Annotated in this window: 20 protein-coding genes; 7 read left to right on the top strand and 13 right to left on the bottom strand. The window is 66.6% G+C overall.

Features of this window, described 5'->3' with window-relative positions:
* Positions 1-3: 3 nt before the first annotated feature.
* From ccoP to xseA, 10 genes are all read right to left on the bottom strand, one after another.
* Positions 4-918 (bottom strand): cytochrome-c oxidase, cbb3-type subunit III, encoded by a 915-nt coding sequence (gene ccoP / locus ACS5PK_RS01005; protein WP_439438417.1) that lies wholly within the window; start codon positions 916-918, stop codon positions 4-6.
* A complete protein-coding gene (locus ACS5PK_RS01000; RefSeq protein WP_439438416.1) occupies positions 911-1,090 on the bottom strand; it encodes a cbb3-type cytochrome oxidase subunit 3 in 180 nt (59 codons plus the stop codon). The genes ccoP and ACS5PK_RS01000 overlap by 8 nt, the downstream gene beginning before the upstream one ends.
* An 11-nt stretch (positions 1,091-1,101) precedes the next feature.
* Positions 1,102-1,728 (bottom strand): cytochrome-c oxidase, cbb3-type subunit II, encoded by a 627-nt coding sequence (ccoO, locus tag ACS5PK_RS00995; RefSeq protein WP_439438415.1) that lies wholly within the window; start codon positions 1,726-1,728, stop codon positions 1,102-1,104.
* 18 nt (positions 1,729-1,746) lie between these two features.
* Positions 1,747-3,186, bottom strand: coding sequence for a cytochrome-c oxidase, cbb3-type subunit I (gene ccoN / locus ACS5PK_RS00990; protein ID WP_439438414.1), 1,440 nt, complete (start codon positions 3,184-3,186; stop codon positions 1,747-1,749).
* Between the two features lie 37 nt (positions 3,187-3,223).
* Positions 3,224-3,406, bottom strand: a complete 183-nt coding sequence (gene ccoS, locus ACS5PK_RS00985; protein ID WP_285983825.1) for a cbb3-type cytochrome oxidase assembly protein CcoS — start codon at positions 3,404-3,406, stop codon at positions 3,224-3,226.
* Positions 3,407-3,430: 24 nt separating this feature from the next.
* A complete protein-coding gene (locus ACS5PK_RS00980) occupies positions 3,431-5,725 on the bottom strand; it encodes a heavy metal translocating P-type ATPase (protein WP_439438413.1) in 2,295 nt (764 codons plus the stop codon).
* Positions 5,726-5,914: 189 nt separating this feature from the next.
* Positions 5,915-7,366: a sensor histidine kinase gene (locus ACS5PK_RS00975; RefSeq protein ID WP_439438412.1), complete on the bottom strand. Its 1,452-nt coding sequence runs from the start codon at positions 7,364-7,366 to the stop codon at positions 5,915-5,917.
* Complete coding sequence (locus ACS5PK_RS00970) at positions 7,353-8,048, bottom strand: response regulator (RefSeq protein ID WP_439438411.1); 696 nt, start codon at positions 8,046-8,048, stop codon at positions 7,353-7,355. Before ACS5PK_RS00970 ends, ACS5PK_RS00975 begins: the two co-directional genes overlap by 14 nt.
* A gap of 111 nt (positions 8,049-8,159) precedes the next feature.
* Entirely contained in the window at positions 8,160-8,741 is a 582-nt protein-coding gene (locus tag ACS5PK_RS00965; RefSeq protein ID WP_439438410.1) for a superoxide dismutase, read from the bottom strand.
* Between the two features lie 166 nt (positions 8,742-8,907).
* Positions 8,908-10,257, bottom strand: a complete 1,350-nt coding sequence (gene xseA, locus ACS5PK_RS00960) for an exodeoxyribonuclease VII large subunit (protein WP_439438409.1) — start codon at positions 10,255-10,257, stop codon at positions 8,908-8,910.
* A 388-nt stretch (positions 10,258-10,645) separates the two neighbouring features.
* On the opposite strand from xseA, the gene ACS5PK_RS00955 reads away from it, so the two are divergent.
* The 7 genes from ACS5PK_RS00955 (at position 10,646) to ACS5PK_RS00925 (ending at position 15,474) form a co-directional block, all read left to right on the top strand.
* Entirely contained in the window at positions 10,646-11,275 is a 630-nt protein-coding gene (locus tag ACS5PK_RS00955) for a MotA/TolQ/ExbB proton channel family protein (RefSeq protein ID WP_439438408.1), read from the top strand.
* Positions 11,272-11,703 (top strand): ExbD/TolR family protein, encoded by a 432-nt coding sequence (locus tag ACS5PK_RS00950; RefSeq protein ID WP_439438407.1) that lies wholly within the window; start codon positions 11,272-11,274, stop codon positions 11,701-11,703. Before ACS5PK_RS00955 ends, ACS5PK_RS00950 begins: the two co-directional genes overlap by 4 nt.
* Before the next feature lie 36 nt (positions 11,704-11,739).
* Positions 11,740-12,771: a tetraacyldisaccharide 4'-kinase gene (lpxK, locus tag ACS5PK_RS00945; RefSeq protein ID WP_439438406.1), complete on the top strand. Its 1,032-nt coding sequence runs from the start codon at positions 11,740-11,742 to the stop codon at positions 12,769-12,771.
* Positions 12,772-12,773: 2 nt separating this feature from the next.
* Positions 12,774-12,983 carry a Trm112 family protein gene (locus tag ACS5PK_RS00940; RefSeq protein ID WP_439438405.1) on the top strand — a complete coding sequence of 70 codons (210 nt, stop codon included), beginning with the start codon at positions 12,774-12,776 and terminating at the stop codon, positions 12,981-12,983.
* Complete coding sequence (kdsB, locus tag ACS5PK_RS00935; RefSeq protein ID WP_439438404.1) at positions 12,980-13,744, top strand: 3-deoxy-manno-octulosonate cytidylyltransferase; 765 nt, start codon at positions 12,980-12,982, stop codon at positions 13,742-13,744. Before ACS5PK_RS00940 ends, kdsB begins: the two co-directional genes overlap by 4 nt.
* A gap of 214 nt (positions 13,745-13,958) precedes the next feature.
* On the top strand, positions 13,959-14,615 hold the full coding sequence (adk, locus tag ACS5PK_RS00930) for an adenylate kinase (protein WP_439438403.1): 657 nt from the start codon (positions 13,959-13,961) through the stop codon (positions 14,613-14,615).
* Positions 14,616-14,715: 100 nt separating this feature from the next.
* Positions 14,716-15,474, top strand: a complete 759-nt coding sequence (locus ACS5PK_RS00925; protein ID WP_269633279.1) for a 3-hydroxyacyl-CoA dehydrogenase — start codon at positions 14,716-14,718, stop codon at positions 15,472-15,474.
* A 137-nt stretch (positions 15,475-15,611) separates the two neighbouring features.
* On the opposite strand, the gene ACS5PK_RS00920 is transcribed toward ACS5PK_RS00925, so the two are convergent.
* From ACS5PK_RS00920 to ACS5PK_RS00910, 3 genes are all read right to left on the bottom strand, one after another.
* Positions 15,612-16,865, bottom strand: a complete 1,254-nt coding sequence (locus tag ACS5PK_RS00920) for a hypothetical protein (RefSeq protein WP_439438402.1) — start codon at positions 16,863-16,865, stop codon at positions 15,612-15,614.
* Positions 16,866-16,935: 70 nt separating this feature from the next.
* Positions 16,936-17,370, bottom strand: coding sequence for an ExbD/TolR family protein (locus ACS5PK_RS00915; RefSeq protein ID WP_439438401.1), 435 nt, complete (start codon positions 17,368-17,370; stop codon positions 16,936-16,938).
* A gap of 14 nt (positions 17,371-17,384) precedes the next feature.
* Positions 17,385-17,813: an ExbD/TolR family protein gene (locus ACS5PK_RS00910; RefSeq protein ID WP_183104210.1), complete on the bottom strand. Its 429-nt coding sequence runs from the start codon at positions 17,811-17,813 to the stop codon at positions 17,385-17,387.
* Between the last annotated feature and the right edge of the window lie 22 nt (positions 17,814-17,835).

The following is a 17,835-nucleotide window of genomic DNA, read 5'->3' as shown; positions in this document are numbered from 1 at the left end:
AACTTACTTTGCGGCGACGGCGGTGCCCTGCGACAGGCCCCACACATAGGCGCCCAGCACATGGACCTGCTCAGCGCTCAGGCGCGAGGCGTGGGCCGGCATGACGTTGTTCTTGCCGTTGTTGATCATGGCAATGACAGCGTCCTCACCCCAGCCATGCAGCCAGACCTTGTCTGTCAGGTTGGGCGCACCGATGGCCTGGTTGCCCTTGCCATCAGGACCGTGGCAAGCGGCGCAGGCGCCGAACTTGGCCTTGCCCAGTTGGGCAGCGATCGAGTTGTGCGGGCTGCCGGAGAGGCTCAGCACATAGTTCGCCACGTTCTTGACGTCCTCGGGGCCACCGACTGCCGCGGCCATCGGGGGCATCACGCCGTTGCGACCGCCGCTGATGGTCTGCACGATGGTCTCGTGCGCGCCGCCGTACAGCCAATCGTTGTCGGTGAGGTTGGGAAAGCCCTTGGAGCCCTTGGCATCGGAACCATGACAACCGGCGCAGTTGTTGGCGAACAGACGCTCACCAATGGCCATGGCCGACGGATCCTTGGACAGCGCGGCGGCGTCCATGGACTTGTACTTGGCGTACACGCCTTCCAGGGCCGCGCGGGCCTTGGCCTGCTCCGCCTCGTACTGACCAGCACTGGACCACTTGAGGCTGCCCTCGTTGCTGCCCAGGCCCGGGTACATGGCCAGATAGATGCCCGAGAACACCACGGTGATCACGAACAGGCCCATCCACCAGCGCGGCAGCGGGTTGTTCATCTCACGCAGGTCCACGTCCCAGACGTGGCCCGTCGTGTTGTCATCGGCCATCACGCGGCGGCGGCTGGCGATGATCAGCAGGACCAGACACAGCACCAGGCCGAGGATGGTGGCAGCTGCGACGAAGGTCGACCAGCCGCTGGAGAAAAAGTCACTCATTGCGGCCTCCTTGGGAGGAGATTGCGCCGGCGGCCTGATCGTCCATCAGGGGCAGACCGCCCAGCTCGTCAAAGGATTGCTTGTTCCGCTTGGAGAAGGCCCAGGACACGATGCCCAGGAAGATCACCATGGAGAACAGCGTGAAGGCAATGCGGAGGTCATTGACGTCCATGGGGTGCCTCCTTACTTCTTCAGGGCGGTGCCCATCACCTGCAGATAGGCGACGACGGCATCCATCTCGGTCTTGCCCTTGACGTCCTCGCCAGCCTTGGCGATTTCGTCATCGGTGTAGGGCACGCCCACCGTGCGCAGGGCCTTCATCCTGGGCGCCATGTCGGCCGGGTCCACCAGAGCCTTGGTGAGCCAGGGGTAGGCCGGCATATTGGACTCGGGCACCAGGTCGCGCGGGTTGTTCAGGTGGATGCGATGCCATTCATCGCTGTACTTCCCGCCCACGCGGTGCAGATCGGGACCGGTCCGCTTGGAGCCCCACTGGAAGGGGTGGTCGTAGACGAACTCACCCGCCACCGAGTAGTGGCCGTAGCGCAGGGTCTCGGCACGGAAGGGGCGGATCATCTGCGAGTGGCAGTTGTAGCAGCCCTCGCGGATGTAGACGTCCCGGCCGGCCAGCTGCAGCGCGGTATAGGGCTTCAGGCCTTCGACCGGCTGGGTGGTCGAGCGCTGGAAGAACAGCGGCACGATCTCCACGATGCCGCCGACGACCACCGTCAGCAGCACCAGCACGATCATCAGGAAGTTGCTGGTCTCGATCTTCTCGTGACCGGAAACGGCGTGGTTGTTGTTAGCCATGTTGAGTTCTCCCTTGCCTCAGGCGTGAGCCGCGACAGCGGGGACAGGTTGTGCCTGCACCTTGCCGACGCCGACCGTCTTCACGACGTTCCAGGCCATGATCAGCATGCCGCCGAGGTACAGCAGGCCGCCGCACAGACGGATGACGTAGAAGGGATAGGTGGCCTTGACGCTCTCGACGAAGGTGTAGACCAGGGTGCCGTCAGGATTGACCGCACGCCACATCAGGCCCTGCATCACGCCGGCAATCCACATCGCGGCGATGTACAGCACGATGCCCAGAGTCGCAACCCAGAAGTGCAGCTCGATGGCGCGCTTGGAGTACATCTCGGTGCGGCCGAACATGCGCGGGATCAGGTGGTACAGCGAACCCATGGAGATCAGGCCCACCCAGCCCAGGGCACCGGAGTGCACGTGGCCGACGGTCCAGTCCGTGTAATGGCTCAGGGCGTTCACCGTCTTGATGGACATCATCGGACCTTCGAAGGTCGACATGCCGTAGAAGGACAGGGACACGATCAGGAACTTCAGGATCGGATCGTCACGCAGCTTGTGCCAGGCACCCGACAGGGTCATGATGCCGTTGATCATGCCGCCCCAGGAGGGAGCCAGCAGCACCAGCGAGAACAGCATGCCCACCGACTGCGCCCAGTCGGGCAGCGCGGTGTAGTGCAGGTGGTGGGGGCCCGCCCACATATAGGTGAAGATCAGGGCCCAGAAGTGCACGATGGACAGGCGGTAGCTGTACACCGGACGGCCGGCCTGCTTGGGGATGTAGTAGTACATCATCCCCAGGAAGCCTGCGGTCAGGAAGAAGCCCACGGCGTTATGGCCGTACCACCACTGCACCATGGCGTCCTGCACGCCGGCATAGGCCGAGTAGCTCTTGAACAGGCTCACCGGGATGGCGGCGCTGTTCACGAGGTGCAGCAGGGCGACGGCGATGATGAAGGCACCGAAGAACCAGTTCGCCACGTAGATGTGGCGGATCTTGCGGATGCCGACGGAGCCGAAGAACACGATGGCGAAGGACACCCACACCAGCGTGATCAGGATGTCGACGGGCCATTCCAGTTCAGCGTATTCCTTGCCGGAGGTGATGCCCAGCGGCAGCGTGACCGCCGCGGCCAGGATGACCAGCTGCCAGCCCACGAAGGTGAACCAGGCCAGGCCCGGCGCGAACAGGCGCGTCTGGCCGGTGCGTTGCACCACGTGATAGGCCGTTGCGAACAGCGTGCAGCCGCCGAAGGCAAAGATCACCGCGTTGGTATGCAGGGGCCGCAATCGGCCATAGCTGAGCCAGGGAATTCCGAGATTGAGCTCGGGCCATGCCAGCTGGGCGGCGATGACCACCCCCACCAGCATGCCCACGATGCCCCACAGGACGGCTGCGAGCGCAAACGCGCGTACGACGCCGTCCTCATAAACCGGCCCGGCCGGCTGAGCGACACTTGCCATTGACGTGCTCCTTCACACTTGATTGACCCCGGGATTCTTAGGGGATTACTTTGTTCATGGCTTGATCGCCATCAACCCCCTGAGATTCATCATCCAGAATGCGTTCACCTTCACGCTCCAGATCGTCCAATTGGCCACTGTTGATGGCCCAGCCGAATACGCCGACGATCAGCAGCACCAGCACCACCGACATCGGAATCAGCAGATAGAGAATGTCCATGTCATGCGCCCCGCCCCGACGGGGTCAGGTCTTGCTATCCCGCGCCAGGCGCAGGGCGTTGAGGATCACCAGCAGCGAGCTGCTGGCCATGCCGATGCCCGCGGCCCAGGGCGGCAGCCAGCCTGCCAGGGCCAGCGGAATGCAGGCGGCGTTGTAGATCGCGGACCAAGCCAGGTTCTGGCGGATCACGCGGCGTGTCTTGAGGGCCAGCGCGCGCATGCGGGCCAGCTCGGACAGACGACCGGAGAGCAGCACGGCATCCGCCTGTGTGCGGGCGATCAGGGCGCCCTGCCCCATCGCCACGCTGGCATCGGCCCGTGCCAGCACGGGCGCGTCATTGATGCCGTCACCCAGCATGAGGACCGTGCGCCCCTGGGCCTGCAAGGCCTCGACCCGCGCCAGCTTGCCCTCGGGGCTGGCCGCGCCCGTCGCCTGCGAGATCCCTGCCGCCTGCGCCACGGCTGCTACGCGCTCCGCCCTGTCGCCTGACAGCAGCTCCACCTGAAGGCCCAGGCCCTGCAAGGCTTGCACAGCAGGGATGGCGTCAGGCCGCAGGCTCTCCTCGAACTGCAGGGCCAGACGGGCCACGCCATCGCAGCTCAGCAGCAGCTGCGCAGAAGGCAGCTCCGCACGGGCCTGCGCAGCCCAGCCAGCAGCACCCAGGCGCCAGCGTCGGCCTTGGGCATCCATCGCCTCCATGCCCTGGCCGCGATGCTCGCGGACCTCGTTTAGGGATGCTGCAGGCATCGACGACGGCGGCGACTGCTCCAGCGCCTCCAGCGCAGCCTTGGCGTAGGGATGCAGGGACTGGCGCGCCAGGGCCTGCATCACCTGCAGCGCTTCGGCATCCGGCGCCTGGGGCCAGGTCTTGCCCAGGCGCATGCGGTCCTCGGTGAGCGTGCCGGTCTTGTCCATCACCACGGTGTCGACCTGGGCCAGTGTCTCGAGCAGGTCCAGGCGCGACAGCAGCACACCACGCCGCGCCAGCAGGCCCGTCGCCGCCAGCCAGGCCGAGGGCGCGGCCAGGGACAAGGCACAGGGGCAGGTGACAATCAGCACCGAGACCGCCACCCACACGGCGCGCGAGGGGTCGATCCAGCTCCAGGCCACGGCCGCGCCAGCCGCCAGGACCAGCACACCCCACAGGAAGGGCCCGGCCGCACGGTCGGCCAGGCGCAGCTGGGCCGGCCGCTGGGTCAGCGCGCTGCGCATGAGCCGCACGATGGACTCGTAGCGCGTGTCCGCTCCGAGCCCGTGGATCTCCATCAGGACAGGCGCCTGCAGGTTCAGGCTGCCCGCCACCACCGCGTCGCCAGCCCCCTTGCTCACAGGCAGGGACTCGCCGCTCAGGAGGGACTCGTCTGCAGCCGTCGCGCCTTCGAGCACCCGCCCATCACCGGGGAAGGCCTGGCCCACGAGCACGCGCACGCGATCGCCCACCCGCAGCTCGGACAGCCCCACGGTCTGGAACTGCCCGTCCGGCTGCTGGCGCTGCACCAGCTCGGGCAGACGCTCGCCGGCCAGCTCCAGTGAGCGGGCCACCTTGTGCCGCGCGCGTAGCTCCAGGTAGCGCCCACCCAGCAGGAAGCTGATGAACATGGTCAGGGAATCGAAATAGACCTCGTGGCCGAAGATGCCGGTCGGGTCGAACACCGCACCGCTGCTGGCCACGAAGGTCACCAGCAGGCCCAGGGCCACCGGCACATCCATGCCCAGGCTGCGGCTGCGCAACTGACGCCAGGCGGCGCTGAAGAAGGGGCCGGCCGAGAACAGCATCACCGGCAGGCTCAACACCCACTCGCCCCACTGCAGCAGATTGCGCTGGTCAGGCTCCATGTCGCCCGGCCCGGCCACGTAGACGGGCGTGGCCAGCATCATCACCTGCATCATCAGGAAGCTGGCCACGAAAAGCCGCCACAGGGCCTGGCGGTGCTCCTTCTCGCGCAACTGGCGGGCAGGCGCAGCGAGGTCCGGCACGGCACCGTAGCCGGCTCGCTCGATGGCGGTGATGAGGCGCGAGACCTGCGTGCGGGCCGGGTCCCAGGTCAGCTGCAGGCGCTCGGCTGCGCTGTTCACCCGGGCTTCCTGCACGCCAGGCTCGGCCATCAAGGCGCGTTCGATGATGCCAGCGCAGGCCGCGCAGTGCATGCCGGCCAACTGCAATTGGGAGCGGCCCAGACGTCGCCCGCCCTGGTCCAGCCACTCGGTATAGCGGTCCAGCTGCGCAGCATCGTCACAGGCGGCCGCAGGAGCAAGGGGCGCAGAAGCTGCGGCGCGATCGGGGGACGGCATGGCGGCGGCGCTCAGCGTGGCACTCATGGGCTGTGGCGGTCCTGCTCGTGGGGCTTGAGGGGCACGGACTCCGGCGGAATCCGTCAGGCCCTCAATCTAGCCAAACCGGCCCGGAAGGACATGACTTATATCAAGCCAGGCGGAGGATTCCTCACGAACGCCACAGTTCCTGCCGCCAGGGCCGCGCGCCCTGCGTACACCGGACCAGGGACGGACTCAGACCAGAGGCAGACGCCAGGCCAGCTCGAAGCCAGGGAAGTCCGGCCGGCTGCGCGCCTCCCAGCGGCCACCCAGGCGCCGGATGATGTCGTGCGCAATGGCCAGGCCCAGGCCGGTGCCGTCCTGGGTGCGCATGTCTGCCCGCTCGCCGCGCCAGAAAGCCTGGCCGAGGCGAGGCAGATCGGCCGCGGGCACGCCCGGCCCGTCGTCGCTGATGCGGATGCAGGCCCAGCCGTCCTCGGCCCGCAAATGCACGCGGATGTGGCGCCCGCCGTAGCGCAGGGCATTGTCCAGCGCATTGCTGATCGCCTCGCTGAGCCACAGCGCATGGGCTCTCGCCTCGATGGGCCGCTCTGGGGACTCGTCCAGCTGCAACTGGATCTCGCTACCGCGCCGCACAGCCTCCAAGGCCAGGGGCTCCACCGCCTCGTGGATCAGCGGGCCCAGTGCCATGGGCTCAACGTCCTGAAGCTGCATCAGCGCTGCCTCCGCACGGGCCAGCCTTAGCAGTTGGGCGATCAGCTTGCCCATGCGCTCGCTGGACTGCTGCAGCCCCTCCAGCAGGGGGCCGGTCCGGCCGGCAAGCGCGCCGCCCTGGCTGGCCAGCTCAGCTGCCAGCTCCTGGCTCAGCACCCGCAGGCCAGCCACCGGCGTGCGCAGTTGGTGCGCCGCATCGGCCACGAAGCGGCGCTGCAGGGCCACGGACTCCTCCACATTGGCCAGCAGGCTGTTGATGCGTTCGATCAGGGGCAGCACCTCAGCCGGCACGCCCTGCACGGACAGGGGGCGCCAGTCGCTGGACTCGCGGCTCGCGACTTCCGCCGCCACCGCTCGCAGCGGCGCCACGCCGCGGCGGATGCCCCAGGCCAACAGAGACAGCGTCAGCAGGCCCAAGCCCAGGGTGGGTACGGCCATCACCGTGAGCACGTCCAGCACCAGGCGCTGGCGCTTGTGCAGGGTCTCGACCACGATGATGCTGACGTGCCGATCCAGCATGGGCGAGGCGATGGAGAACAGCGCCCCGCGCACGGCCTCCTCACCCATACGAGCGTTGTAGAGCATGGGGCGCTCGAAGGCCCGCCGAGGGACGCGCTGCCGCGGCGTCGGCACGGCGGCATCACCCGCCAGCACCCTGCCTTGCTCGTCCAGCATGGCGTAGTTGCTCAGCTCGGTCTGGTCCCAGGTCAACAGCTCGAAGTACTGGCGGCTGACGTCCAGCAGCGGACCACGGTCGGTCCAGACCACCTTGCCGGCGAGCGCCGTCGCGGAGTCCTGCAGGCCGCGGTCGAAGGCCGCATCGCCGGCCACGACGGCCAGCTCGTAGGCCCCAAAGGCGGCCACCGCCAGGCCCAGGGACCAGATCCAGGCCAGCGGCCTCAGCAGCTGGGCCCGCAGGCTGCGGGCGCGGCGGGGGCCGGCAGGCGGCGCAGCGCTGTCAGGCGTCGACACCGATCGCCTCGCCTGGCTGCACCTGGTCCATGGCATAGCCGAAGCCTCGCACGGTTCGGATCACCACGCCCAGCTCCGCGAAGCGCTTGCGCAGCCGGCAGACATAGACCTCCACCGAGTTCTCACTGAAATCGGCTTCCCAGCTGGACAGGCGGGCCACGATGGCGTCCTTGCTGACCACACGGCCGGGGCGCTGCATGAGCATCTCGGTCAGGGCGTACTCGCGCGGACTCAGGCGCACGATCTCGCCGCGGTGGCTCAGCTCCTTGTGCGCCAGGTCCAGGCTGAGGGCGCCCAGCACCAGGCAGTCGCTGGTGCGGCCCTCGGCGCGTCGTTTGAGCGCACGCAGGCGCGCAACCAGCTCGCTGAGGTCGAAGGGCTTGACGAGGTAGTCGTCCGCGCCGGCATTGAGCCCGCTCACGCGGTCTGCCAGCTCATCACGCGCCGTCAGCAGCAGCACGGGCAACTTCAGCCCCTGGGCGCGCCATTCGCGCAGCACGTTCATGCCGTCGACGCCGGGCAGGCCCAGGTCCAGCACGGCCAGGTCGAACTGGGTCATCAGACCCGGCGCCAGTGCCGAACGGCCGTCCTGCAAAAGGTCCACCTGCCAACCCTCGCGCTCCAGGGCGCGGGCCACGCCCAGGCCCAGGGCGGCATCATCTTCGACCAGGAGCACTCGCATCGCACACCACTTACTGCAGGAGGGAGGCCTGGATTGTGCCGCTTGCAGGCGCAAAAAAAGACCGGCACCAGGGCCGGTCTTTCACTGAGGCGGCCATCGCGCCGCCTGCGCTCAGCCGAAGTTGGCCTGAGCAAATTCCCAGTTGACCAGGTTGGACAGGAAGGTCTCGACGAACTTCTGGCGCAGGTTGCGGTAGTCGATGTAGTAGGCATGCTCCCACACATCAACGGTCAGCAAGGCCTTGTCAGCGGTGGTCAGGGGCGTGCCGGCGGCACCCGTGTTGACGATGTCCACGCTACCGTCGGCCTTCTTGACCAGCCAGGTCCAGCCAGAGCCGAAGTTGCCCACGGCGCTCTTGACGAAGGCTTCCTTGAAGGCATCGTAGCTGCCCCACTTGGCGTTGATGGCGTCAGCCAGGGCACCGGTGGGCGTGCCGCCACCATTGGGCTTCATGCAGTTCCAGAAGAAGGTGTGGTTCCAGATCTGGGCGGCGTTGTTGTAGATGCCGCCACTGGAGGTCTTGACGATCTCTTCCAGCGTCTTGTTCTCGAACTCGGTGCCCTTCTGCAGGTTGTTCAGGTTCACCACGTAGGCGTTGTGGTGCTTGCCATGGTGGAACTCCAGCGTCTCGGCGCTGTAGTGGGGCGCCAGGGCGTCCTTGGCATAGGGCAAGGCGGGCAGGGTGTGTTCCATGGTGGTTCCTCTCGTTGTCGATGATGAAAGGGGCCGTGGCCTACCGGGGCCAGGGCCCGCTGAGCTGGGGCCATTGCGCACGGGCAGTGGCACAGCAAAGTGCGGTGCCGGCGCATTGTAGGCAGAGCCTGCAAGACCCTGGGCGATCCAGGCGCATTGACCTGGCTCAGTCCTTGGCGGCTTTGCGACGGCGCTTGGCAGACGGGGGCGATCCGCCCGCATCGCCCACCGCATTCAAGGCCAACACTTCGAGCGCCGCCTCGCCGTCCGCCAGCACGGCCCGCAGTTGCTGACCGGTCTGCAGCTGGCCGATGGACGTCAGCGCGCGGCCCTGGCCGTCGTCCAGCCAGGCATAGCCGCGGGCCAGCACCTGCTTGGGATCCAACGCGGCCAGGCGCGCCGCCAGGCCGTCCAGACGCTGCCGACCAGTGCGCAGCAACAGCGGCGCTGCCGCCTGATGGCGCTGCGCCAGATGCGACAGCCGCTGCGACTGCAGGGCTTCCCAGCGAGGCAAGACCTGACCCCAGCGCTGCGCCAGCAGGGCCACGTGGCGGCGCTGGCGGGCCAGCCCTTCCGCAGGCCGCGCCAGGCGCAGGGCAACGCGGTCCAGACGCTGGGCAGCCATGTCCAGCTCACGCCTTACCCGACGCTGCAGCACCTGCTCCAGGTGCGCCAACTGCCCCAGGCATTCCTGGCGCGACGGCGCCGCCAGCTCGGCGGCGGCCGTCGGGGTGGGCGCTCGCAGGTCGGCGGCCAGGTCGGCCAGGGTGATGTCGGTCTCATGGCCGATGCCCGCGATGACCAGCAGCTCGCTGGCCACGACGGCACGCACCAGGCGCTCGTCATTGAAGGCCCAGAGGTCCTCCAGCGAGCCCCCGCCCCGGCACAAGATCAGCAGTTCGGCGTCCTGCCGGGCATTGGCCTGGGCCAGTGCCGCCATCACGCTGGCCGGTGCATCCGCCCCCTGGACCAGACTGGGATAGACGAAGACCTCCACCTGCGGCGCGCGGCGCGCCAGGGCCGTCAGCACGTCGTGCAGGGCGGCGCCCGCAGTCGAGGTGATCACGCCGATGCGTCGCGGATAGGCCGGCAGCGGGCGCTTGCGTTCGGCATCGAACAGCCCCTCGGCCTCCAGCCGGGCCTTGAGCCGCAGGAACTGCTCGTACAGAGCGCCCGCCCCCGCCCGGCGCATGGCCTCGGCCACGAACTGAAGATCGCCACGGGGCTCATAGAGCGCCACTCGGCCCCGGATCTGCACCCGTTGGCCGTCGGCGGGCTGGAAGTCCAGCATGGCCGCCGTGCGCCGGAACAGGGCGCAACGCAGCAGTGCATTGCCGCCGTCGGCGTCCTTGAGGCTGAAATAGCAGTGCCCGCTCGCAGCTCGGGTGAATCCGGAGAGCTCGCCCTCGACGGTGACGCTGGCGAAGCGGTTGGAGAGGCTGTCAGCAATGGCCCGCACCAGGCCGCCTACCGACCACGTCAGCCGTGCCGATGCGGGTTTGAAGCCCTCATCCATGCGCCAGCCCAGTATCCATGCGGGTCCAGAACTCCACAGCCGCGCCAATCAAGGCTTTGCGGACCATTCGACCCGTCATGCTCGCGTCACAGACACATAAACGCTTGTTTTTCAAGACCTTTTTCCTGCCCAAAAATGCGGCAATCTGAGCCAAACCTCGATTCGACGGGCCCTTCGGCCGTCGGATGACAGCTTGCCCACAAAGTTATCCACAGGCTCGGTGGATGACTTGGCACCCCCGCGCTGGCGGCACAAGCCCTCGTGCCGCAGTCTCGTGCGAAGGACTCACGTCTACTTGCAAACCTGGGTCCGGGCCGGGTGGCTTCGCGCCATAATCCCGCGCGCAGCCTCTGCGCTGCAGACCTGCGAAACCGTCGAGGGGTAGCCTTTGTTTTCGATCATACAAGCCGCTGGCTGGCCGATCTGGCCCTTGCTTCTGTGTTCCATCATCGCCATGGCCTTGATCATCGAGCGCCTGGCCAGCCTGCGCCCGCAGCGCATCGCACCGCCCAAGCTGGTCGAGGAAGTGATCGCCGTCACGCAGCAGCAGATTCCGCCAGCAGACGTCGTCAACAAACTGGCGGACAGCTCCCTGCTGGGTCAAGTGCTGGCCACCGGCCTGCGCGCCAATGTGCTGGAGCCTCGCATTCCTGAGTCCAAGCTGCGCCTGACCTTCGAACTGGCCGGCCGTGGCGCCATCCACCAGCTGGAGCGCTACCTCAACACCCTGGGCACCATCGCAACGGCCGCGCCGCTGCTGGGCCTGCTGGGCACCGTGGTGGGCATGATCGAGATCTTCGGCAGCCAGGGGCCCAGTGGCAACAATCCCGCTCAGCTGGCGCATGGCATCTCCATTGCGCTCTACAACACGGCCTTCGGCCTGATCATCGCCATCCCCTCTTTGATGTTCTACCGCTACTTCCGCGGTCGCATCGAAGCCTATGTGCTGGAGATGGAGGAATCCTGCGACGCGCTGCTGGGCCATCTGATGCGCATCTCCCAGGGCGCCTCGCGATGAAGTTCCGTCAGCGTCAGGGCGAGGAGCCTGAGATCAACCTGATCCCCTTCATCGACGTGCTGCTGGTGATCCTGATCTTCCTGATGCTGTCCACCAGCTACTCGAAGTTCACGGAGTTGCAGATCACCCTGCCCACGGCCAGCGCCGACCAGCTAAAGGACAGGCCCAAGGAGATCATCGTGGCGGTCTCCGCGGATGGCCACTACGCCATCAACCGCCAGGTGGTCGAAGGCCGTTCGGTCGAGATGCTTGCGGCGGCCCTTGCGCAAGCCGCGCAGGGCAGCAATGGTGTGGACCCCGAGACCACCATCACCGTGTCCGCCGACGCCGCCGCGGCCCACCAGTCGGTCATGAACGTGATGGATGCCGCCCGGCGCGTGGGCCTGGCCCGCCTGACCTTTGCCGCCCAGGGCCCGACGAGCCCCTGAGCCCTCGATGACTGCCGTGATCGCGCCAGGCCCGACATGAGCTGGCAGGAGCGCCTGCAGCGCGCATGGGCAAGCGATGATGCGCTGGCGCAGGCCCTGCGTCCCCTGGGCGTCCTGCATGCGGCCCTCTTGCGCCTGCGTGTCTGGGCCTATCGCACAGGGCTGAAGAAGAGCACGCCGCTGCCCCGCCCTGTCATCGTCGTCGGCAACTGGATCGTCGGCGGCGCGGGCAAGACACCGGCCACGCTCGCCGTGCTGGAAATCCTGGGCAGACATGGCTGGCGTGCGGGCGTGGTGTCGCGCGGCTACGGACGTCGTGACGACGGCCAGACGCTGCTCGTCCAAGCCAGCAGCACGGCCAGCGAGGTGGGAGACGAACCCCTGCTGATCCACCTGCGCAGCCGGTGCCCGGTGGCCGTGGGACGCGACCGGATCGCGGCCGCGCGGGCCCTGCTGTCCGCTCACCCGGCCCTGGACCTCATCGTGGCCGATGACGGCCTGCAGCACTGGCGGCTGCCCCGGCAGCTGAGCATTGTGGTGGTCGACGATCGCGGCCTTGCCAATGGCCGCCTGCTGCCCGCCGGACCGCTGCGCCAGACCGGGCCCTTGCCCGCACCGCCCGGCAGCCGCGAGGACACGCTGCTGCTCTACAGCGCCGGCAAGCCCAGCACGCCTCTGCCGGGATTCGTGGGCCTGCGCCAACTGGCAGGCGCCGTACGTCTGGAGGACTGGTGGCAGGGCCAGCCGGCCAGCTCCGAGGCCCTGCAGTCCCTGCGCGGCCGCCCAGTACTGGCTGCGGCCGGCCTCGCCCGCCCCCAGGCCTTCTTCGACATGTTGGTCGCGCAGGGCCTGGACATCCGCCCCCTGCCGCTGCGCGACCACCACGACTTCTCAGCCCTGCCCTGGCCTGCGGACTGCACAGAAGTGCTGCTGACGGAAAAGGACGCCGTCAAATTGCCCCCCGCGCGCGTGGGCCGCACCCAGGTCTGGGTGGTGGCGCTAGACTTCAGGCCCGAGATTGCTTTCGAGCAGGCCCTGTGCGAACGCGTGCAGGCACTGCTCCGCTGAACATGGACACGCGACTGCTGGAAATGCTGGTCTGCCCGATCTGCAAGGGCCCCTTGGAACACGTGCGGGAGGACAGCCGCCGCGAGCTGGTCTGTCACGCCGACCGGCTGGCATTCCCCATCCGGGACGGCATTCCAGTGATGCTGGAGAACGAGGCCCGCTCCCTGGACACCCCTCCGGCAGCCGGCAGCGCCTCCTCCGAGCCGGCATGAGCTTCCACATCGTCATCCCGGCACGCCTGGCCTCCACGCGCTTGCCGAACAAGCCGCTGGCGGACATCGCTGGCCTGCCCATGATCGTGCGCGTGGCCCGGCAGGCTGCGCTGGCGGGCGCTGCCCAGGTGGTGGTGGCGACCGATGCGCCCGAGGTGATCTCGGCCTGCGAAGCCCATGGCGTCCGCGCCCTGCTCACGCGGGCCGACCACCCCAGCGGCAGCGATCGACTGGCCGAGGCCGTCGAGCAGTTGGGCCTGGGCGATGACGCCGTGGTGCTGAACGTGCAGGGTGACGAGCCCCTCATCGCGCCCGACATGATCCGCGCCTGCGCAGAGCTGCTGCTGAGCCGCCCGCACTGCGCCATGAGCACCGTGGCACATACCATCGACAGCGCCGAGGAGTTCGCCAACCCCAATGTGGTGAAGCTGGTCTGCGACGCCGCGGGGCACGCCCTCTATTTCTCCCGCGCTCCCATTCCCTGGTGGCGCGACGCGCCTTCAGGCACGGCAACGCCGCACCCTGGCGCCGTGCTGCGCCATGTGGGCCTCTATGGCTACCGGGCCGGCTTCCTGCGCCGCTTTCCGAAGCTGCCGCAAAGCCCTCTGGAACAGATCGAGGCCCTGGAGCAGCTGCGCGTGCTGTGGCACGGCGAGCGGATCGCCGTCCATGTCAGCGACTCCCGCCCCGGCCCCGGCGTGGACACCCCTGAGGACCTGGCGCGCGTACGGCAGCTGGTGGCGAACGGCGCTGCAGCCTGAGCCGATCTCGGCGGGCGGACGCCGAAAACGGGCCCGCATGGCAGGACGGGGCAGTACACCGTCAATTCGCAACAGAGACTTGCCTGAAACCTCGGGTTACACCGCATGAACAGCTGGGAACACGTCAGCCAGGCGAAGGCTGGCGCGTGATATTCTCCCCGGCAGTTTGTCGGAGCACCGGGCAGGTGCGCCCCCTTGAGTATTGAGGACCCCCATGCGACTGATTCTTCTCGGCGCCCCTGGCGCTGGCAAAGGCACCCAAGCCGCCTTCATCTGTCAGAAATTCGGCATCCCGCAAATCTCCACCGGGGACATGCTGCGCGCCGCCATCAAGGCAGGCACCGAGATGGGCCTGGCTGCCAAGAAGGTCATGGATGCCGGCGGCCTGGTCAGCGATGACATCATCATTGGCCTCGTGAAGGAGCGCATTGCCCAGCCCGACTGCGCCAAGGGCTTCCTCTTCGACGGTTTCCCCCGCACCATCCCCCAGGCCGACGCCATGAAGGCGGCTGGCGTGAAGCTGGACTACGTGCTGGAAATCGATGTGCCCTTCGAGGCCATCATCGAGCGCATGAGCGGTCGTCGCGTGCATGTGGCCTCCGGCCGCACCTACCACGTCAAGTTCAATCCTCCCAAGACCGAGGGCAAGGATGACGTGACCGGCGAAGAGCTGATCCAGCGCGACGATGACCAGGAAGAGACCGTCAAGAAGCGCCTGGAGGTTTACGCCTCCCAGACCCGCCCCCTGGTGGACTACTACTCGAGCTGGGCCGCCCAAGGCGATGCCCAGGCCCCCAAGTACCGCCGCATCGAAGGCATGGGCTCTGTGGACGAGATCACCACCCGTGCCATGGCCGCCCTGTCGGCCTGAGCGAGCTCACAAAAATCCCACCAAGCCGCTGTTCAGCGGCTTTTCTTTTGCGGGAGAATTGACGTTTACGTTAACGTCAGTTGTTCAGGAGACAACAAGCATGGACATCGCAAACAAGGTTTTTATCGTCACCGGCGGCGCGTCTGGCCTCGGTGAAGGCACGGCCCGCATGCTGGCCCGTGAAGGCGGCAAGGTCGTGATCGCTGACCTGAACGTCGAAAAGGGCGAAGCCCTGGCGGCCGAGTTGGGCGGCGCCTTTGTGAAGGCTGACGTCAGCCAGGAAGCCGATGCGCAGGCCATCGTGGCCAAGGCCCTGAGCCTGGGCAAGCTGATGGGCCTGGTGAACTGCGCCGGCATCGCCCCCGCAGCCAAGACGGTCGGCAAGGACGGCGCCCATGCACTGTCGCTGTTCCAGAAGGTCATCAACGTGAACCTGGTGGGCAGCTTCAACATGATCCGCCTGGCCTCGGAAGCCATGTGCAAGAACGAGCCGGAAGCGACCGGCGAGCGCGGTGTGATGATCTCCACCGCCTCCGTGGCGGCCTACGACGGCCAGATCGGCCAGGCGGCCTATGCCGCGTCCAAGGGTGGCGTTGTGGGCATGACCCTGCCCATCGCCCGCGACCTGGCTCGCAACGGCATCCGCAACATGACCATCGCCCCTGGCATCTTCGGCACGCCGATGCTCTTTGGCATGCCTCAGGAGGTGCAGGACGCGCTGGCAGCCAGCGTGCCCTTCCCTTCGCGCCTTGGCCGTCCGGAAGACTATGCCAAGCTTGTGCACCAGATCATCACCAACGACATGCTCAATGGCGAGGTGATCCGCCTGGACGGCGCCATCCGCCTGGCTCCTCGCTGAGCCTCAGCGTTGCCGGCTGCGCCCATCCCGCAGGCCGGCAGCCCCGCTCTCAGGCCTGCACGGGCCACTGATCGGGGCAGGCATGAAAAAAGCGGCCTCTCGGGGCCGCTTTCCGCTTGGGGCATGACCCCCAGGAATCAGCGCTTGGCGCTGCGAGCGTAGACGCTCCACAGGCGGGCCATATCCTGCACGCCATCCGTGCCCTTGACAGAGCGCCAGGCGGCCTGCGCCTTGGGCAGTTCGCCGCCCTGGAAGTAGGCCATGCCTTGGTACAGCTTGGCGTCTTCGGGACGCTTCAGGCCACCCTTGGCAATGCCCTGCTCGATCAGCTTGACACCCTTGGCGGCCTCACCACGGAAGGCATAGGCCAGACCCAGGGTCACCAGGGCGTTGCCGTCCTTGGCGTCCTGAGCGTCCTTCTCGGCGGCCGGTGCTGCAGCCTTGGCTTCTGCCACCTTCTTGACGATCAGGTCCTGCAGACGCTTGTGGCGAGCACCGTCATTGCCCTGACCCAAAGCGCCAGCCGCGAAGCCCTTGTCGACGATCTGCTTGCCTTCATCAGGGAAGCCTGCCTGCACAGCCAGCTGGGCGGACTCCATGTAGTCGTTGGCATCCTTGAAATTGCCGGTAGCAAGCTTCAGGCGATAGATGTCCAGAGAGAAGCGGTCCGAGAAGCTGGGTTTCTGCTGCACACGACTCAGAACGTCTGCCCACAGTTCCTTGCGAGGGTAGTAGGTCAGCAGCTTCTCCAGGGCCGAAGCCTCGGTAGCGCTGTCCTTGGCCTTCATGGCAGCGTTCAGCAGCAGGTTCAGCTTGTTCTGGGAGGGCGTGCGGCCAGCCTTCTCGTCGGCCGCGACTTCCTCGCTGGTCTCCTTGATGATGGAGACCATGTCACCAGACAGGTACTGCGCCTGCGACAGCACTTCCTTCATGGTGGCACTATTGCCGCCTTCCTTGAAGTAGCGCTGCGCCCAGGTCAGCGCCTTGGCGTGGTCGCGGTTGCGCAGATAGGTGCCGGCGATCGATTCGATCATGCGCAGTTGGTCCTGGGCGCCGAGTTTGCCGCTGGCCTTCAGGGCCTCGAAGCCCTTGACCATGGAGTCGGTGTCCGAGGCGCCCGAGGCAGCGGCCACGCGCATGTATTCCAGCTGGTAGTTCTCGTTGGCGGTACGGCCCGAGACACCTTCGGCATCCTTCACCTTGGCCAGCGCTTCCTTGTACTTGCCGGCCTTGATCAGCGCACCAGCGTCCTTCAGGTGCTTGCCAATCTCGGGACGAACACCTTCGGACTGCGCGCTCGCTTGCGAGAAACCGATCTCTCCCTGGGGGCCGGCACCCAGAACCAGTGCCATGGCGCCGACGGCGGCCGTGGCCAGTGCCTTGATTTTCATTGTTTCATCTCCTGACGTGAAAAGACGCGCGGCCCTTGCGGACAGCGCGTCCATGAAGTCTACGCAAGTTTTACTTGACGAACTGCTCGTTGCCGACGATGCCCATCTTGGTCACACCGAGGCGTTGAGCGGCTGCCAGCACCATGGCCACACGACCATAGTCCACCAGCTTGTTCGGCTTGATATGAACTTCAGGCTGGTTCGGCCCCGGCTTGGCGGCCTCGATCAAACGAGCCTCCAGCTGGTTCTTGTCGACCTGCTCGCCGTTCCACAACACCGTACCGTCGAAGTCCACGAAGATCTCGACAACCACCGGTTCCACCGGATTCACCGGCGGGCTGGAGTTGTTCGGCATGTTCATGTTCACCGAGTGCAACTGGATGGGGATGGTGATGATCAGCATCACCAGCAGCACCAACATCACGTCAATCAGCGGCGTGGTGTTGACATCCATCATCACATCGGCTTCGTCCCCACTGGACGAACTACCAACATTCATTCCCATGCTGTGCTCCTGCCTCAACCACCGCGCGCAGGCGGCTCGGTGATGAAGCTGATCTTCAGGATGCCGGCACGCTGGCAGGTGTAGATCACCTTACCGACGGACTCGTAGCGCGCTTTTTCATCGCCACGAATGTGCACCTCAGGCTGAGGATTCAGCACGGCCACCTTCTTCAGGCGTTCGAACAGCGCGTCCGTGTCGGGCACGTTGGCGGTGGCCCAATAGATGTCGCCATCTTTGGTGACCGCGATTTCGATATTCTCCGGCTTGGTAACGCGAACCAGGTTCGTTTCCTTGGGCAAGGAAAGGTTGACCGACTGCGTCACCACCGGAACGGTGATCAGAAAGATGATCAAGAGCACCAACATCACGTCCACGAGGGGCGTGGTGTTGATGGTCGAGACCACTTCATCATCGCCGGAGGAGGATCCGACGTTCATTCCCATGATGGAACTCCGGGATGAATTG

It is taken from the genome of Roseateles sp. DB2 (genome assembly GCF_051857535.1).
Taxonomy (GTDB): Bacteria; Pseudomonadota; Gammaproteobacteria; order Burkholderiales; family Burkholderiaceae_C; genus Roseateles_B.
The sequence above is the reverse complement of the archived record's forward strand: the minus strand, read 5'-3'. Positions and strand labels throughout refer to the sequence as shown.

Excerpts from the sequence above, each read along its gene's own strand:
- ccoP (WP_439438417.1), bottom strand. The coding sequence starts at position 918 with ATGAGTGACTTTTTCTCCAGCGGCTGGTCGACCTTCGTCGCAGCTGCC.
- ACS5PK_RS01000 (WP_439438416.1), bottom strand. The coding sequence starts at position 1,090 with ATGGACGTCAATGACCTCCGCATTGCCTTCACGCTGTTCTCCATGGTG.
- ccoO (WP_439438415.1), bottom strand. The coding sequence starts at position 1,728 with ATGGCTAACAACAACCACGCCGTTTCCGGTCACGAGAAGATCGAGACC.
- ccoN (WP_439438414.1), bottom strand. The coding sequence starts at position 3,186 with ATGGCAAGTGTCGCTCAGCCGGCCGGGCCGGTTTATGAGGACGGCGTC.
- ccoS (WP_285983825.1), bottom strand. The coding sequence starts at position 3,406 with ATGGACATTCTCTATCTGCTGATTCCGATGTCGGTGGTGCTGGTGCTG.
- ACS5PK_RS00980 (WP_439438413.1), bottom strand. The coding sequence starts at position 5,725 with ATGAGTGCCACGCTGAGCGCCGCCGCCATGCCGTCCCCCGATCGCGCC.
- ACS5PK_RS00970 (WP_439438411.1), bottom strand. The coding sequence starts at position 8,048 with ATGCGAGTGCTCCTGGTCGAAGATGATGCCGCCCTGGGCCTGGGCGTG.
- ACS5PK_RS00965 (WP_439438410.1), bottom strand. The coding sequence starts at position 8,741 with ATGGAACACACCCTGCCCGCCTTGCCCTATGCCAAGGACGCCCTGGCG.
- xseA (WP_439438409.1), bottom strand. The coding sequence starts at position 10,257 with ATGGATGAGGGCTTCAAACCCGCATCGGCACGGCTGACGTGGTCGGTA.
- ACS5PK_RS00950 (WP_439438407.1), top strand. The coding sequence starts at position 11,272 with ATGAAGTTCCGTCAGCGTCAGGGCGAGGAGCCTGAGATCAACCTGATC.
- lpxK (WP_439438406.1), top strand. The coding sequence starts at position 11,740 with ATGAGCTGGCAGGAGCGCCTGCAGCGCGCATGGGCAAGCGATGATGCG.
- ACS5PK_RS00940 (WP_439438405.1), top strand. The coding sequence starts at position 12,774 with ATGGACACGCGACTGCTGGAAATGCTGGTCTGCCCGATCTGCAAGGGC.
- kdsB (WP_439438404.1), top strand. The coding sequence starts at position 12,980 with ATGAGCTTCCACATCGTCATCCCGGCACGCCTGGCCTCCACGCGCTTG.
- adk (WP_439438403.1), top strand. The coding sequence starts at position 13,959 with ATGCGACTGATTCTTCTCGGCGCCCCTGGCGCTGGCAAAGGCACCCAA.
- ACS5PK_RS00925 (WP_269633279.1), top strand. The coding sequence starts at position 14,716 with ATGGACATCGCAAACAAGGTTTTTATCGTCACCGGCGGCGCGTCTGGC.
- ACS5PK_RS00920 (WP_439438402.1), bottom strand. The coding sequence starts at position 16,865 with ATGAAAATCAAGGCACTGGCCACGGCCGCCGTCGGCGCCATGGCACTG.
- ACS5PK_RS00915 (WP_439438401.1), bottom strand. The coding sequence starts at position 17,370 with ATGGGAATGAATGTTGGTAGTTCGTCCAGTGGGGACGAAGCCGATGTG.
- ACS5PK_RS00910 (WP_183104210.1), bottom strand. The coding sequence starts at position 17,813 with ATGGGAATGAACGTCGGATCCTCCTCCGGCGATGATGAAGTGGTCTCG.